The organism is Kaistia dalseonensis (genome assembly GCF_030814715.1).
Lineage (GTDB): Bacteria > Pseudomonadota > Alphaproteobacteria > Rhizobiales > Kaistiaceae > Kaistia > Kaistia dalseonensis.
The window spans coordinates 268,838-281,763 of the sequence record NZ_JAUSVO010000003.1 but is presented as its reverse complement, the minus strand read 5'-3'; the positions used below and the strand labels follow the sequence as shown (position 1 = coordinate 281,763).

20 protein-coding genes and 1 tRNA gene are annotated in these 12,926 nt (G+C 63.5%); 19 read left to right on the top strand and 2 right to left on the bottom strand.

Annotated elements, in window-relative coordinates:
- Positions 1-3: 3 nt before the first annotated feature.
- Positions 4-327, bottom strand: coding sequence for a hypothetical protein (locus QO014_RS11820; RefSeq protein WP_266348913.1), 324 nt, complete (start codon positions 325-327; stop codon positions 4-6).
- A gap of 161 nt (positions 328-488) precedes the next feature.
- Here QO014_RS11820 and QO014_RS11815 point away from each other — a divergent pair, with 161 nt between their 5' ends.
- From QO014_RS11815 to QO014_RS11725, 19 genes are all read left to right on the top strand, one after another.
- Positions 489-620, top strand: coding sequence for a hypothetical protein (locus tag QO014_RS11815; RefSeq protein WP_266348912.1), 132 nt, complete (start codon positions 489-491; stop codon positions 618-620).
- Positions 621-714: 94 nt separating this feature from the next.
- Positions 715-936: a hypothetical protein gene (locus QO014_RS11810; protein ID WP_266348911.1), complete on the top strand. Its 222-nt coding sequence runs from the start codon at positions 715-717 to the stop codon at positions 934-936.
- Complete coding sequence (locus tag QO014_RS11805) at positions 933-1,433, top strand: hypothetical protein (protein ID WP_266348910.1); 501 nt, start codon at positions 933-935, stop codon at positions 1,431-1,433. Before QO014_RS11810 ends, QO014_RS11805 begins: the two co-directional genes overlap by 4 nt.
- A 2-nt stretch (positions 1,434-1,435) precedes the next feature.
- A complete protein-coding gene (locus tag QO014_RS11800; RefSeq protein ID WP_266348909.1) occupies positions 1,436-2,005 on the top strand; it encodes a hypothetical protein in 570 nt (189 codons plus the stop codon).
- Positions 2,006-2,014: 9 nt separating this feature from the next.
- Positions 2,015-2,581 carry a hypothetical protein gene (locus tag QO014_RS11795; protein ID WP_266348908.1) on the top strand — a complete coding sequence of 189 codons (567 nt, stop codon included), beginning with the start codon at positions 2,015-2,017 and terminating at the stop codon, positions 2,579-2,581.
- A complete protein-coding gene (locus QO014_RS11790; protein ID WP_266348907.1) occupies positions 2,578-2,778 on the top strand; it encodes a hypothetical protein in 201 nt (66 codons plus the stop codon). Before QO014_RS11795 ends, QO014_RS11790 begins: the two co-directional genes overlap by 4 nt.
- 17 nt (positions 2,779-2,795) lie before the next feature.
- The gene (locus tag QO014_RS11785; RefSeq protein WP_266348906.1) at positions 2,796-3,305 is read left to right on the top strand and encodes a hypothetical protein; all 510 of its coding nucleotides are present in this window, start codon (positions 2,796-2,798) and stop codon (positions 3,303-3,305) included.
- Positions 3,302-4,105: a hypothetical protein gene (locus QO014_RS11780; protein WP_266348905.1), complete on the top strand. Its 804-nt coding sequence runs from the start codon at positions 3,302-3,304 to the stop codon at positions 4,103-4,105. The genes QO014_RS11785 and QO014_RS11780 overlap by 4 nt, the downstream gene beginning before the upstream one ends.
- Positions 4,106-4,396: a hypothetical protein gene (locus QO014_RS11775; RefSeq protein ID WP_266348904.1), complete on the top strand. Its 291-nt coding sequence runs from the start codon at positions 4,106-4,108 to the stop codon at positions 4,394-4,396. It begins immediately after the preceding gene.
- Positions 4,393-5,817, top strand: coding sequence for a DnaB-like helicase C-terminal domain-containing protein (locus tag QO014_RS11770; protein WP_266348903.1), 1,425 nt, complete (start codon positions 4,393-4,395; stop codon positions 5,815-5,817). Before QO014_RS11775 ends, QO014_RS11770 begins: the two co-directional genes overlap by 4 nt.
- A gap of 12 nt (positions 5,818-5,829) precedes the next feature.
- Positions 5,830-6,741, top strand: coding sequence for a hypothetical protein (locus QO014_RS11765; protein WP_266348902.1), 912 nt, complete (start codon positions 5,830-5,832; stop codon positions 6,739-6,741).
- 29 nt (positions 6,742-6,770) lie between these two features.
- Positions 6,771-7,397, top strand: coding sequence for a transcription termination/antitermination protein NusG (gene nusG / locus QO014_RS11760; RefSeq protein WP_266348901.1), 627 nt, complete (start codon positions 6,771-6,773; stop codon positions 7,395-7,397).
- A gap of 145 nt (positions 7,398-7,542) precedes the next feature.
- Positions 7,543-7,619: transfer RNA gene (locus QO014_RS11755), tRNA-Met, on the top strand.
- A 243-nt stretch (positions 7,620-7,862) separates the two neighbouring features.
- Positions 7,863-8,015, top strand: coding sequence for a hypothetical protein (locus QO014_RS11750; protein WP_266348900.1), 153 nt, complete (start codon positions 7,863-7,865; stop codon positions 8,013-8,015).
- The gene (locus QO014_RS11745; protein ID WP_266348899.1) at positions 7,987-8,472 is read left to right on the top strand and encodes a hypothetical protein; all 486 of its coding nucleotides are present in this window, start codon (positions 7,987-7,989) and stop codon (positions 8,470-8,472) included. Before QO014_RS11750 ends, QO014_RS11745 begins: the two co-directional genes overlap by 29 nt.
- Positions 8,429-9,922 (top strand): phage terminase large subunit, encoded by a 1,494-nt coding sequence (gene terL, locus QO014_RS11740; RefSeq protein WP_266348898.1) that lies wholly within the window; start codon positions 8,429-8,431, stop codon positions 9,920-9,922. Before QO014_RS11745 ends, terL begins: the two co-directional genes overlap by 44 nt.
- 106 nt (positions 9,923-10,028) lie before the next feature.
- On the top strand, positions 10,029-10,253 hold the full coding sequence (locus QO014_RS11735) for a hypothetical protein (RefSeq protein ID WP_266348897.1): 225 nt from the start codon (positions 10,029-10,031) through the stop codon (positions 10,251-10,253).
- 17 nt (positions 10,254-10,270) lie between these two features.
- Positions 10,271-11,737, top strand: coding sequence for a DUF1073 domain-containing protein (locus QO014_RS11730; protein WP_370877127.1), 1,467 nt, complete (start codon positions 10,271-10,273; stop codon positions 11,735-11,737).
- Complete coding sequence (locus QO014_RS11725) at positions 11,634-12,422, top strand: phage head morphogenesis protein (RefSeq protein ID WP_370877126.1); 789 nt, start codon at positions 11,634-11,636, stop codon at positions 12,420-12,422. Before QO014_RS11730 ends, QO014_RS11725 begins: the two co-directional genes overlap by 104 nt.
- Here QO014_RS11725 and QO014_RS11720 read toward each other — a convergent pair.
- Positions 12,419-12,838, bottom strand: coding sequence for a hypothetical protein (locus QO014_RS11720; protein ID WP_266348895.1), 420 nt, complete (start codon positions 12,836-12,838; stop codon positions 12,419-12,421). The two genes, QO014_RS11725 and QO014_RS11720, sit on opposite strands and share 4 nt — an antisense overlap.
- Positions 12,839-12,926: the final 88 nt, after the last annotated feature.

The window sequence follows — 12,926 nt, the reverse complement described above, 5'->3', positions numbered from 1 at the left end:
CGCTTATTCGTCCTCCTTGCTGGCCTGCCTGCGCTTGGCGGCCGCGACGAGATCGCCGAGGATTTCCCCGATTGACCCGCTTTGGCCGCCATACTGTCGGTCAATCCATTCGCGGATGATTGCGGTCTGCTCATCGTTTCCGGCGACACGGTTGCCGACGAGCATGTGGACCTCTTCCAGAAAGTCGTCATCCGCAATTTCGCGGCGACGCAGCGCGGCGACAACAGCGAAGACGATGAGTTCGAGAACGATGAGCCGGTCTTCGGCTTCCTTCGTTTCCATGTCGGTCGACCTCCATCCGATCGGTGTGGATCGCGGCGGCGCCATGCCAGTGGCCCGCCGCACATATTCAGCATGGCGGTTTCGTCGCTCGGCATCAATGAGGCCAGCATCATGACCCTCTGGCTTTCAACGACCTTCTGGCTGTCCGTCACCCTCAAGGCCGCCGCGCTCTTCACCCTGACCTGCCTCTTATGGACGGCGCTGACATGAGCCAGAACCATTTCGATCATGAATTCATGAAGATGCAGCGGTTCGTTCGGCGCGTTTGGATCGGCACCGTCATCGGCACGGTCGCGGCCTGGGTCGCCATCATCTTCGTCGTCTGGAGGCTGCTGTAATGGCCTCTCGCTCTTTTCCCCTTCCGCGCGCGACATCCTCCCCGCGTGTGGTGGCGGCGCCTCTCGGCTTCCTGACCCCAGCCGAGGGGCGCCGTTGGCCATTTCAACCGGGCGCGCGGCCATGAACGCCCCGGCGCCGTCCGAGACGTCGTTCATCGCGCGGCTCCTCGCCGCTGCCGACGCGTCGCTGCGCGCCGAGCCGGCCGATTTCGTCCTGCCTTCATTTCCGTGGTTGCCCCGTCCCCGTCCTGTCGACGCGAATTTGCAATGCCGTGACGCGGGCGTCACCGCGCAAGCAGAGGTTTCCTGCACATGAGCCCAGCTCCCCTTGGCCGCAAGACGAATGTCGATGACCTGCAGGCGCTGAAGGCGGCAACGCGCCGTCTCGTCGATGCCTGCGGCGGGCAGGAGAGCGCGGCGTCGATCACGCGCGTTTCGCATCAAACGATCAGCCGCTATCGTCTCGCCGATCGCGCCGAAGACTTCATCCCGGCCGATGTGCTGCTCGACCTCGAGGCCGACGCGGGCGACCCGATCGTAACCCGCCAACTGGCGGCTCGGCAGGGCTGGACCATCGTCCGCGCCCATGCGCAGGCGACCGGGGCGACGCTGGTGCAGTCGATCGGCCAGATCACGCAGGAGACATCGGATGTCGTCATCGCGGTCACCGGCGGCCTTGCCGATGGCGATTTCGACGCGCGCGACATCGACCTGACCATTCCCGAAATCGACCAGGCGATCGAACGGCTCGCCGGTCTCAAGCAGGCGCTGCTGATCATGCGATCGGGCGCCGAACCGGAAAGGAAGCTCTGACCATGGCACGAGGCCGGAAGAAGAAGCAGGAATCGACGGGGCCGAAGCGCCTGCCGTCGGTGGAGGAGGTCAAGGCGGCCGTCGCCGAGGTCTCGCGGCAAAAGGCGCACGCCTCCGAATATGGTGGCCTGGCGGGGCAGGCTACGAAGACCTTCACCGAGCGCTACGGCATTCATCGCAAGGCTTTCGGCTTCATCGCCGGCCTCGACAAGATGGACGATCAGAAGCGGCAATCGTGCCTTAGGGACGCGATGATCCTTGCCGATCGCCTGGGCTATTTCGACCAGGCGGACGCGTTCGACGATCTCGGCTCGGCTGTTCGAGACGTCATCGATGATGCGGCGATCGGCAACGACGCCGAGCGCAAGGCGCGCACCGAGGCCGAGCTCGCGGAGGATATCCCGGCCGTTGACAAGACGGTGACGGAGCGCCTCGCCGAACAGGAGCAGTGGGACAGCGCCAGCGAGGTCGCCAAGGCGAAGGAAGCGGCCGCGCGCAAGAAGGCCGGGCGGGCCGGGGCGGCTGATCAGGCGCTCTCCGACGAGATCGACGCCACGCTGCGGCCGAACTGAGTGCCTGACATGGCGGACGCAACGCTGCTCACATTGGACCTGGCCCGTCAAACGGGCTGGGCTGAGGGCGAGCTCGACAGGTTCCCTCGGCTTGGGACCGTTCGGCTAACGCCGGAGGGCGCGCACTACACTGATCTCCATCTTGCCCTGTTCCGGCACCTCTGGGATCGGTTCAGCGCGTTCCCGCCCCGCTATGTGGTCATTGAGGCGCCGATGATGCGCCAGCGCAATCCGGCAGACGAAGGAATGAGGCTGATTGGCCTTGCAACGACTGCCGCTCTCGTCTGCAGGCTTAAGGGGATTCCCCCGCCAATTATTGTGCATCCATCGACCGTGCGCGCTTTCTTCATCGGCGGACACCAGTTCATCTACAAGGGTCATGCTCTTCGTGGGAGCGGCAATCTCGACAGCGAAGCGTCGAAGTTCTGCGTCATGGAGCGCTGCAGGCGGCTTGGCCTCGATCCCAAGAATTATGACGAGAGCGACGCCGCTGCGCTCTGGTACTGGCGCGCCGCGCAACTCCGGCCGGCGCTTGCCACGGAATTGACGCCGCTCTTTGCGGGGGCCGCGGAATGACCAAGGTGTCGCTCTCCCGTCAGATCCAGGCCGTCGACGTGGCGCGCCGCCGCATGAATGGCGGCCCGGCTCCACGGCAGGCCGAGGCAACGATGATCGCGGCCGACCTCGACGCCGTCGGCACCACGCTTCGCTGGCTTCAGGCCAATGAAGAGGCCATCCGGAAAATCAAAGCAGAACAAGGAGATGCAGCATGAATGCCATTGCCAATGCCATGAACCTGATCGCCGCGGAGCGCGATGCGGTGCAGGCCGAAATCTCCGCGCTCACGGTGCAGGTCACCGGGCTGGATACGGCTCTCGCCGCGCTGCAGGCGATCGAGGATCGCGGCTCGACCAGGATCAATGTGCAACCGGCTGACGACGCCGAGATCGTGAACCCGGTCGCACCGGCCGTTGATCTCCCCGCCGAGCCTCAGACCAGTATGGCTACCATCGTCGAGGCCGTCGCCAAGCCGGCCATCATCCCGCCCCTGCCAGCCATTGCGCCCGGTAGCGCCGAGGCATTCTCCGACCTGCTCATGGCCGACCTGCCCCGGCTGATGACCGAATTTCCGCTTGGTCCGACCGTCAAGGAACTGATCAGCGAATATGGCGCTGCGGACAGCAGGGTGCGCGAGGCATGCCGGCGCCTGCACATTTCCAACCGCGCGCTCTTCGCCGCGAACCAAACCACGGGCTTGCTTCATCTGACGCCCCGTCGTGCCAAGGCGAACGCAGCATGACCGGCTGGACCGAAGACCAGGTCGCCGACCTCCGGGACTATGTCGGCCTCGGCTATCCGCTGGACCAGATCATAGCCGAGACCGGCCGCCTGCGCGGCGAGGTCGAGGCGAAGCTTGCCGAGGTCGGAATCCCGGCATCGCCCCCTTTGAACCTGGTCGTCGCCTCGGCGCCGGCCGGAAGGGCGGAGGAGGGGAGCCGTCCAACGCCGGCGCCTTCCTCCGCCAACCATCGCCCCTGGGGCGACATGTCGACCGCCGCCACCATCGCGGCCATCCAGTCCGGCCTGGCCGAAGGCCTGAGCTTTGCAGCAATCGGCGCAAGACACGGCGCGACACGGAGCGCCGTCTCCGGCTTCGTCATGCGAAATCGGGACGCAATCGGCGTCGAGAAGCGCGAAGCCGGGTCGAAAGCGCCAGCGCCTCGTCCCCCACGAGCGCCCGCTGCGCGCCTGCCCGCTACGAAGAAGGTCAGGCGACCGGCGCGGACCAAGCGCGTTGCCGCCCCCTCAATCGTGACCCCTGTACCCGCGCCGCGGCGCGCGGCCGTATTGCCAGCATCGCCTGTGCTGCCCACGGGAACGCACCGCGTATCGTTTTTGAAGTCGCGCGAGTTCGTCTGCAAGGTATTGCTGCCCGAAGAGCCGGTGACCCATTACGGCATGGTCTGTGGCAACCCAGTGCCGCCGGGTCGCAAGAATCGCGTCTGCGATGCGTGCTCGACTTGGTTTTTCTCCCGCGTCACCGTCAAGCTGGCCGAGGAATTGGCGACGGCCCGGGATGCGCGCCGGAGGGTCGCCTAGATGGCCGATGACACTTTCACCCTTCCGGATGCCAGCTTCGCCGAGGTCGCCGTCGACCTCTTCCTGATCGCGCGGGATCTGGCGGGGATCGTCTCGCAGCTTGAGGTCTTCGCGGCGCGCTGGCCGAGCACGGCCGCGACCATAACGCTTACCGATACCAAGGCCAGCGCCGAGCGGGCAGGGCAGATGTATCGCTTCGTCAAGGCGATGATCCCGCACGAGGCGGCCATTCGGTCGGCTGTTCAGGCGCTGCAGCCCGTCGCCGCCCCTCGCGAGGAACGGGCAGCATGAACCAAGGCCAGCCCGGTACCGCGTCGCGCTTGTTGCCGCAGAATATCGATGTTGAGCAGGCGCTGCTTGGGGCCATACTGCTCAACAACAAAGCGCTCGATCGCGTTGCCGGGTTTCTGGAGCCGGAGCATTTCGCCGAGCCGGTGCATGGTCAGGTCTTCGACATCGCCACAAAGCTGATCCGGTCCGATCGGGTCGCCAGTCCGGTCACCCTGAAGAGCTTCCTGCCGCCCGATCTCGCCATTGGCGATCTGAACGTGCCGCAATATCTCGCGCGCCTGGCCGCCGAGGCGACGACGATCATCAACGCGGAGGATTATGGCCGCGCGATCTATGATCTCGCCGTCCGTCGCTCGCTGATCAAGATCGGCGAGGACGTCGTCAATATCGCCTATGACGCGCCCGTCGACATGACGGCACGATCCCAGATCGAGGACGCGGAGGCTCGCCTCCTGCAGCTCCTCTCTGGCTCGGCGACGCGGGAGCGAACTGATGCCGCGATCGGTGATATTGCCGATCGGATTGTCCAGAATGTCGAGAACGAAGATGCTGCTTCGCGCGACGTCTGCACTCCGACCGGCTTCAATAACCTCGATCGCCGTATCAGCGGCGGCTATCGCCCTGGGCGGCTCTATGTGATCGCCGGCCGGCCCGGCATGGGAAAATCGGTCTTCGGCGTAGCGTCCAGTCGCCGTGTGGCGCGTAAGGGCGGCGGCGCAGCCTTCTACTCGCTCGAGCTCGATCAGATGGAAATCGGCGCCCGTGTCATGGCATCGGAATTGTCGATGTCGTCACGGCCGATGACCTATGCCGAAATCCTTACCGGCAATCTCGAATCGGGTGGGTACGAGAACATCCGTTGGGCGCGCGACAACCTTGCCGCAGCGCCATTGCATATCGACGCGGCCGGCGGCTTGTCGATGCACGAGATCGAATCTCGCGTCCGTATCGTCAAGGACCGCTTCGAACGCGCCGGCACGCCGCTCCGTGTCGTCTATATCGACTATCTCGGGCTCATCAAGGCGACGGACCGCTACAAGGGCAACAAGGTCCACGAGATGGGCGAGATGGCGCTGCACGCGAAGACGATGGCGAAGCGCCTGGGGATCGCTGTCGTGCTGCTGGCGCAGCTGTCGCGCTCCGTCGAGCAACGCGATGTCAAGCGGCCGTTCATGTCCGATCTTCGCGACAGCGGCAACATCGAGGAGCACGCAGATGTCGTCGGGCTGCTCTACCGTCCGGCTTACTATCTCGCGCAGGACGCGCGCGTGAAGGCCGGCGACCCGGAAGCGATGCAGGAGCTCGCCGACTGCCAGAACACGCTGGATCTCGATCTGGGCAAGAACCGCCTCGGCCCGACCGGGAACGTGCCCCTCTGGTGCGACGTCTCGCTCTCCGCTGTATCAGACCGACAGATGTGATTGGGGATCGGCATGAGCGGCTCCCCCTGGATGAAATTCTACCCGAGAGACTGGCGCGGGGATCAGGCACTTCGTGCCGTCTCCATTGGCGCCCGCGGTCTTTGGATGGAATGCCTCTGCATCATGCACGAGGCAGAGCCGTATGGGCACCTCCTGCTCAACGGCGAGATACCTGGAGATGACGCATTAGCGCGCATGACAGGAACATCGGTGGACGAACTCCGCGAGCACTTAGCGGAGCTTCGACAAGCCGGAGTTCTGAGCGTGACACGCAAGGGCATCATAACCTCTCGCCGCATGATCAAGGACTTTTCCAAGGCTCAGAAGGGCACCAACGCGGTCAATAAGCGCTGGTCGCAAGTCACTGAAACCACAGAAAAAAAAGACGGACCTAATAGGTCACCTAATAGGGTACCTACGCATCCACCTAATACCCAGAAGCCAGAGTCCAGAATCCAGAAAGAAGATGCTTCGCTGCGCTCAGCATCCGCGCCGCGCGGCAAGCAGGAGCTCGATGGGATCGAAGCGCGATGTCGGCAGGCTGCCGGCCTCGTCGACGACGCATCGCCAAGCTTGCTCGATCTATCGCCGATCAGGACCCTGCTCGACAAAGGGTGGTCGCTAGAAACCGACATTTTGCCGGTTCTGCGTTCAGCCGAAGCGCGGGGAAAGCGTGGCCGAACTTGGCTCTACTACGTTCGAATGGTCGAGGAAGCGAAGGCGAAGAACGACGCAATCGGACGGCCGCCGCCGTCCTCGAAGATCCCGGCCGACCAGGCGTGGCGGAACAAGATCCTCGAGTTCAAGCGCTCCGGCCTATGGCTCGCCGACTGGGGAGAGCGGCCCGGATCAGCAGGATGCCAGGTCCCGGCCGATATCCTTATCGAATTTGGATACGGGCAGCCAAAAAACGAGCGGGTTTAGATCAACAAATGTCAGCGATAGGGCCGAAAATGTCAGCACAGACGACAAATCCCGCAGGGCGCTGGTTCGTCTGCGCGCTTGGGTTCGGGGCCACCAGAAAGGCGCCGTTGCGCGGTGGGGAACCATCCGAGCACGAAACGGTGGTTGAGCTTTCCATGGCCGAGGCCGGCTTCACGAGCTATGTGCCGCGGATGAAGCATCGCTTTCGCAATCCCCGGTCGCGCAAGATCGTGGAGCGGAAACGCATCCTGTTCACGGGCTATGTCTTCGTCGCCGAACCGCGCGGTGGCATGGATTGGCTTCGGCTCAGGGCCTGCGACGGCATCGGCAAACCGCTGCAAATGGACGGATGGGTGCTGACCTGCCCGAATGGCTATGTCGAGAAGATGCAGGATGCACAAGCGGCGGGCCGGTTCGATCGCGACGACATCGTGACCGACGCGGAGAGCGGCCGCGCCAAACGCCACCTTGCGCGGCACCGTTTCGCCGTCGGCACACCGGTCCGGGCGAAAGACGGACCCTTCGCCGGCTTCAGCGGGCTCGTCGAGGATGTCGTCGGGCAGGGCCTGATCAAGGTCGCGATTGAGATATTCGGTCGTGCAACGCCCGTTGAGTTTGCCGATAACCAGTTGGAGGCGTTGCGATCTGCATCTTGACATCGCCCGCGAACACGTCCCATATCTGGCGCCAGACGACATCGGGGCGCCAGTGCGGACCCAAGCGAACGCTTGGATGGCAATACGCCGGCCCATCAGGGGAGAGCTTCGTCGCTCCCCGTCATCAAAAACTCGACCAAAATTCTGCGGGATAGAGCAGCCAGGTAGCTCGTCAGGTTCATACCCTGAAGGCCGGTGGATCGAAGCCACCTCCCGCAACCAAAAAGCCCGATAGGGCTACAGAGGCCCTTGGGCATCAGGATGATGCGGGGACGTTCGCGACGTAGCGCTCGGTAACGGCGTCCCGGCCGGTAAAAGTCCGGCCCACTGGCAGTTCGGCGCGGTGCGCCCACGTCAGTCTCGCCCAACACAGCCGGGGTTTGCGCCGGTGAGGACCCGAGCAGTGGTCATGGCAACGCTGGTGGATGGGATCGCCGGCCCGCGTCGAAGCCTCTCCAAGATCTGGTGACCAGCATGACCTGCATCGCCTGCAGCCGTCGCCGTAAGGCCATCAAGGCCGCCGCCTCGAAGGCCGGCGCCACCCTCAACCAGGCCGTGACGCGCGTCATCGCCTTCAAGAAGCGTGTCGATGTCCGTCCTCCCAAACGCACGCCGTGAGGCGTTTGCCCGGGCGCTCGCCACGGGCGCCTCGATCTGCGACGCGCAGGAGCAGGCAGGCTACAAGCGCAGCCGCGCAGCCGGCAGCCGCCTTGCCGGGCTCCCAGACGTGGCCGAACGGGTTGCCGAGTTGCAGGCCGTGGCCGCGAAGCGGATGGAAGTCACCATCGATTCCCTCGCGAAGGAACTCGAAGAAGCCAGATTGATCGCCATCGCAGAAAAGCAGGCGGCTGCGGCCGTATCTGCCACCATGGGCAAGGCAAAACTGTTCGGCTTCGGCGTCGAGAACAAGCGCATCTCCGGCCCAGGCGGAGGCGCCATCCCGGTCGAAATCGACCTCTCGAAGGTCTCGAATGAACAGCTCGACGCGCTGGAAGCCCTCTTCGGCAAGATTGCCGGTGGATCCGGCGGCGATGATGACGGCGATCCGAGCGGAGAGGCGGAAGCGGGAGGCTGAGGCCGAGCGCGAGCGCCTTGCTCGCGATATCGAAAAGATCCGGGCGCGTTGCCAGACGCTGGCCGGGTTCGTTCATGAGGCGTGGCATGTGCTGGAGCCCAAGGCCCACCTGGTCTGGGGTTGGGCTCTGGATGCAATGGCAGATCATCTCGAGGCGGTCACGCGCGGGGAGATCACGCGCCTCCTGACGAACTGCCCGCCGGGCCTGATGAAATCGCTGTTGACGTCGGTGTTCTGGCCGGCGTGGGAATGGGGCGCGGCCGGCCTTCCGCATATGCGCTATCTCGCATCGTCCTACAGCCAGGACAACGTGATGCGCGACAACACGAAGATGCGCAGGCTGGTCGAAAGCGAGTGGTACCGAACGCTGTGGCCGGAAGTCGCGCTGTCGCCGGACCAGAACGCAAAAGGCAAATTCGAGAATACGAAGTCTGGCGGCCGGGAAGGGCGCCCGTTCGCATCCATGACGGGCGGCCGTGGTGACCGCGTCATCATCGACGACCCGCATTCGACGGAAACGGCCGAAAGCGCGATCGAACGGGCCAACACGATCCGCATCTTCCGGGAATCGATCTCCGATCGCCTCAATGATCTCGACCGGTCGGCCATTGTGATCATCATGCAGCGCCTGCATGCTGATGACGTCTCCGGAACAATCCAGAGGTTGGGGCTTCCCTACGAGCACCTCTGCCTGCCCATGGAATTCGAGGCGCCGCGGAAGGCGACTTCAATCGGCTTCATCGATCCGAGGACGCAGGATGGCGAGCTTCTTCTGCCCGAGCGGTTCAGTCGCGATGCAGTCGAGAAGCTGAAGGTCGTCAAGGGCTCCGTTGCCTATTCCGGCCAATATCAGCAGCGCCCGACGCCTCGCGAAGGTGGCTTGTTCAAACGCGCCTGGTTCGACGGCAAGATCATTCAGGTGGCGCCAGTCGGCACGCGCTGGTGGCGCCATTGGGATCTGGCTGCGACGGCCAAGAAGACATCGGCAAGAACGGCCGGCGTCAAGATCGGCAAGGCGCCGGACGGCAGGATCATCGTCGGCCATGTCATCACGACACAGTCCGAAGGGCACGAAGTTCGTAAGATCATCCGCGCCACGGCAGAAACCGACGGCCGCGACGTCCGCATCAGCCTTCCTCAGGACCCGGGGCAAGCGGGCAAGGTCCAAAAGGCCGATCTGGTGGCGATGCTCGAAGGCTTCGTCGTTCGCGCGGACCCGGAGACGGGCGACAAGGTGACCAGAGCCGAACCGTTCTCGTCGCAGTGCGAGGCGGGAAATGTCTACCTCGTGCGTGCCGAATGGAATGACCCTTATCTGGACGAGATCTGCTTGTTCCCAGGAGGGTCGTTCAAAGACCAAGTCGACGCGAGCTCGGGCGCTTTCGGGCGGCTTCTGGACCCAAACGCTCACAACCCGGAAACATGGATAAAGGCCTTCGCCGATGGCTAGCGCATATGTCGAGTACGGCGTCGTGGCCCTTCCCGCCCCGACAGGCTTTTCGAGTGGGGCGGGCAGCTCTGTCTATGGAAAGTGCGCCGCTACCGAGGTGCTGACGTTGAGCGCGTCGCAGGTGGTCGGCACCGTGACTGGTGGCGCCGGCAAGAATTCGGTCCGCGTGACCGTGGATGCAGCCGCGTTCGTCGCGAAGGGGTCGACGCCGGACGCGTCCGCCACCACGGCCACATCTGCAACGGATGCAAAGCGCTATTTGGCGGCGGGAACGTCGATCGATCTTATCCTCTACGCAGGGCAAAAGATCGCCGTCCTGGCTGCATCGTAGTCGACTGACGAGGCATCATGACCAAGAAGCCTCGCTATCGGGTCCAGGCCGCCCAGCACCAGACGGCAGATTCGTTCCAGAATTTCGCAGCGCGCCTCGGCATCGGGGCGGAGAATGTCTCGTCCAGTGCGAACTATGGCTTCAACCCGATCACGCGCAACCGCGTGCTGTTGGAGTTCATGTACCGGGGCTCGTGGCTCGTTGGCCAGGCCGTCGATTGCGTCGCGGAGGACATGACGCGGGCTGGCATCGACATCGTGTCGGACGGCGCCCCGGATGACCTCGGCAAGGTCAATGAGGCGTTTGTCGATCTCGGTATCTGGGAAAGGCTCTCGGAAACCATCAAGTGGTCGCGTCTCTACGGCGGTGCGCTGGCGGTCTTACTTATCGATGGGCAGGACGTGGGAACTCCACTCAGGTTCGATACGATCAAGCGTGGTCAGTTCAAGGGCCTCCTCGTCCTCGATCGATGGATGGTCACCCCGGAATTGGCTGAGGAGGTCAAGGAACTCGGACCCGATCTTGGCCGCCCAGCATTCTACACCGTCACGGCGAACGCGCCGGCATATCGCGGAAAGAAGATCCACTACAGCCGCGTCATCCGTCTGGATGGCGTCGAACTACCATACTGGCAGCGGATTTCAGAGAACGGCTGGGGGATTTCGGTCCTCGAACGGCTCTACGACCGGATGGTCGCGTTCGACAGCACGTCGACCGGCGTCGCGCAACTGGTCTACAAAGCGCACCTGCGGACAGTATCCGTCGATGGACTTCGTGAAATCCTCGCGGCAGGCGGCGCGCCGGAAGCCGCTCTGATCAAGCAGTTCGAAATGATCCGCCTGATGCAGTCGAATGAGGGCCTAACCCTGATCGACGCGAAGGACACGTTCGAGGCGCACAACTACACATTCTCGGGCCTGTCAGACGTGCTGCTGCAGTTCGCACAGCAATTGTCCGGCGCCTTGCAGATCCCGCTCGTTAGGCTGTTCGGACAATCGCCGGCCGGGCTGAACGCCACCGGCGAAAGCGACATCCGCAATTATTACGATGGCATCGCAGCGCAGCAAAAGTCCAAGCTTCGCGGCGGTGTTTCGAAAATCCTCGATCTCGCCTGGCGGTCGTCGATCGGTGGGAACCCGCCGTCGAGCTACAGTTTCGTATTCAATTCGCTCTGGCTGATGTCGGATACAGAAAAGGCCACGATTGCCGTTGGCGTCACCGGCGCCGTCGCGCAGGCTTACGAAGCCGGGATCGTCGACCGCGAGACGGCCATGCGCGAGCTACGGCAGTCCGCCGATGTGACCGGTGTCTGGACGAACATAACGGACGAGGAAATCCAGGCGGCGGATGACGACCCGCCAGAGCCTAGCGAGGGCGGCGATGTGCGAGAACTGCCTGACCTTGCCGCAATTGTCGCTGACCTCGGTGCTGACGGCGGATCGGGCAGGGGCGAAATCAGTCTGGATCCGGGCTCGGAAGGCTGAGACCAACTATGCGAAGCAGCTTCGCAAGGTGGCACGGCACGTCGGAGATATCGTCAGTGGGTTCGATGTCGAGGACCTGTCATCGGCGCCGCTGATCGAGGAAGCGTTGCGGCGGTATGCCGGCGTCATCTCAGGATGGGCCGAAGCTGCCGGCAGCGCCATGGTGGCGGAAGTCGCGGCGCGCGACCTGCAAGCGTGGAACAGCATTTCGAAGGAGATGGGCTCTAGGTTGCGACAGGAGATCGCGAACGCCCCGACAGGGCAGGCAATGCGGAAGGCGCTGAACGAACAGACGAGGCTCATCACCAGCCTGCCCACGGAAGCCGCTGATAGGGTGCGCCAGATCACTCTGGAAGGCATCACCAAAGGCACGCGAGCCTCTGAGATCGCTGCGGAGATCATGCGCACCGGAGAGGTGACGCAGGGCCGGGCAAATACGATTGCTCGAACCGAGGTGAGCCGCACGACGACCGAACTGACCAAGGCTCGAGCGGAGCATGTTGGGTCGACACATTTCATCTGGCGGACGGCGGGGGATAGCGATGTCCGGCCGACGCACCGGGCCCTGAACGGCAAGGCGTTCCGATGGGATGATCCGCCGGAATGCGACCCCGGCTATCACGCATTGCCGGGCGCGATCTGGAACTGCAGGTGCTGGCCTGAGGTGGTGGTGCCGGAGGATTAGGGCTGGAACTGGCGCTTTGGCGCTGTCAGTTGGTCCTTAATCGCTTGCTGATCTATGAGCATCAGCACGAGATCGTAGGTGTTCTGGTACACATACGGGTTGTGCTCATCCATGAGCCTCCCGATCATTCCAGACGCCTGGGCACGTATTTCGCCCGATAGGTTCGGCCATAGGCCGACGAGCATGTTGTAGGTTGCCTGCTCAATGCTGATGCATCGATTGTACGCGTAGCGGTTGTCATCGAACCGCCAACTGCATGCGCGGTCGACATCGACAATTGGCAATTCGCTTGCCGCGGCATGATGGGTGGATCCGACCGCGAACAAGACGATCAAGGCCAGCACGACAAAGACGCCGCGCAGGAAGCCTGGGAACAGGATCGCGAAAAGGATCAAAACCAGTATGGCGACGATCATGGTGCTCTTCCAGAGGAAGCCGGCACGATCGCATCGCCTCAACCGGAAGTCTAGTCTTCGGGCGGGGGCAGATACCCATGCCCGACAA

What these genes read in the sequence shown, in the direction of transcription:
- QO014_RS11820 (WP_266348913.1), bottom strand. Translation starts at nt 327, where the DNA reads ATGGCGCCGCCGCGATCCACACCGATCGGATGGAGGTCGACCGACATG.
- QO014_RS11815 (WP_266348912.1), top strand. Translation starts at nt 489, where the DNA reads ATGAGCCAGAACCATTTCGATCATGAATTCATGAAGATGCAGCGGTTC.
- QO014_RS11805 (WP_266348910.1), top strand. Translation starts at nt 933, where the DNA reads ATGAGCCCAGCTCCCCTTGGCCGCAAGACGAATGTCGATGACCTGCAG.
- QO014_RS11800 (WP_266348909.1), top strand. Translation starts at nt 1,436, where the DNA reads ATGGCACGAGGCCGGAAGAAGAAGCAGGAATCGACGGGGCCGAAGCGC.
- QO014_RS11795 (WP_266348908.1), top strand. Translation starts at nt 2,015, where the DNA reads ATGGCGGACGCAACGCTGCTCACATTGGACCTGGCCCGTCAAACGGGC.
- QO014_RS11790 (WP_266348907.1), top strand. Translation starts at nt 2,578, where the DNA reads ATGACCAAGGTGTCGCTCTCCCGTCAGATCCAGGCCGTCGACGTGGCG.
- QO014_RS11785 (WP_266348906.1), top strand. Translation starts at nt 2,796, where the DNA reads ATGAACCTGATCGCCGCGGAGCGCGATGCGGTGCAGGCCGAAATCTCC.
- QO014_RS11780 (WP_266348905.1), top strand. Translation starts at nt 3,302, where the DNA reads ATGACCGGCTGGACCGAAGACCAGGTCGCCGACCTCCGGGACTATGTC.
- QO014_RS11775 (WP_266348904.1), top strand. Translation starts at nt 4,106, where the DNA reads ATGGCCGATGACACTTTCACCCTTCCGGATGCCAGCTTCGCCGAGGTC.
- QO014_RS11770 (WP_266348903.1), top strand. Translation starts at nt 4,393, where the DNA reads ATGAACCAAGGCCAGCCCGGTACCGCGTCGCGCTTGTTGCCGCAGAAT.
- QO014_RS11765 (WP_266348902.1), top strand. Translation starts at nt 5,830, where the DNA reads ATGAGCGGCTCCCCCTGGATGAAATTCTACCCGAGAGACTGGCGCGGG.
- nusG (WP_266348901.1), top strand. Translation starts at nt 6,771, where the DNA reads ATGTCAGCACAGACGACAAATCCCGCAGGGCGCTGGTTCGTCTGCGCG.
- QO014_RS11745 (WP_266348899.1), top strand. Translation starts at nt 7,987, where the DNA reads ATGTCCGTCCTCCCAAACGCACGCCGTGAGGCGTTTGCCCGGGCGCTC.
- terL (WP_266348898.1), top strand. Translation starts at nt 8,429, where the DNA reads ATGATGACGGCGATCCGAGCGGAGAGGCGGAAGCGGGAGGCTGAGGCC.
- QO014_RS11730 (WP_370877127.1), top strand. Translation starts at nt 10,271, where the DNA reads ATGACCAAGAAGCCTCGCTATCGGGTCCAGGCCGCCCAGCACCAGACG.
- QO014_RS11725 (WP_370877126.1), top strand. Translation starts at nt 11,634, where the DNA reads ATGTGCGAGAACTGCCTGACCTTGCCGCAATTGTCGCTGACCTCGGTG.
- QO014_RS11720 (WP_266348895.1), bottom strand. Translation starts at nt 12,838, where the DNA reads ATGATCGTCGCCATACTGGTTTTGATCCTTTTCGCGATCCTGTTCCCA.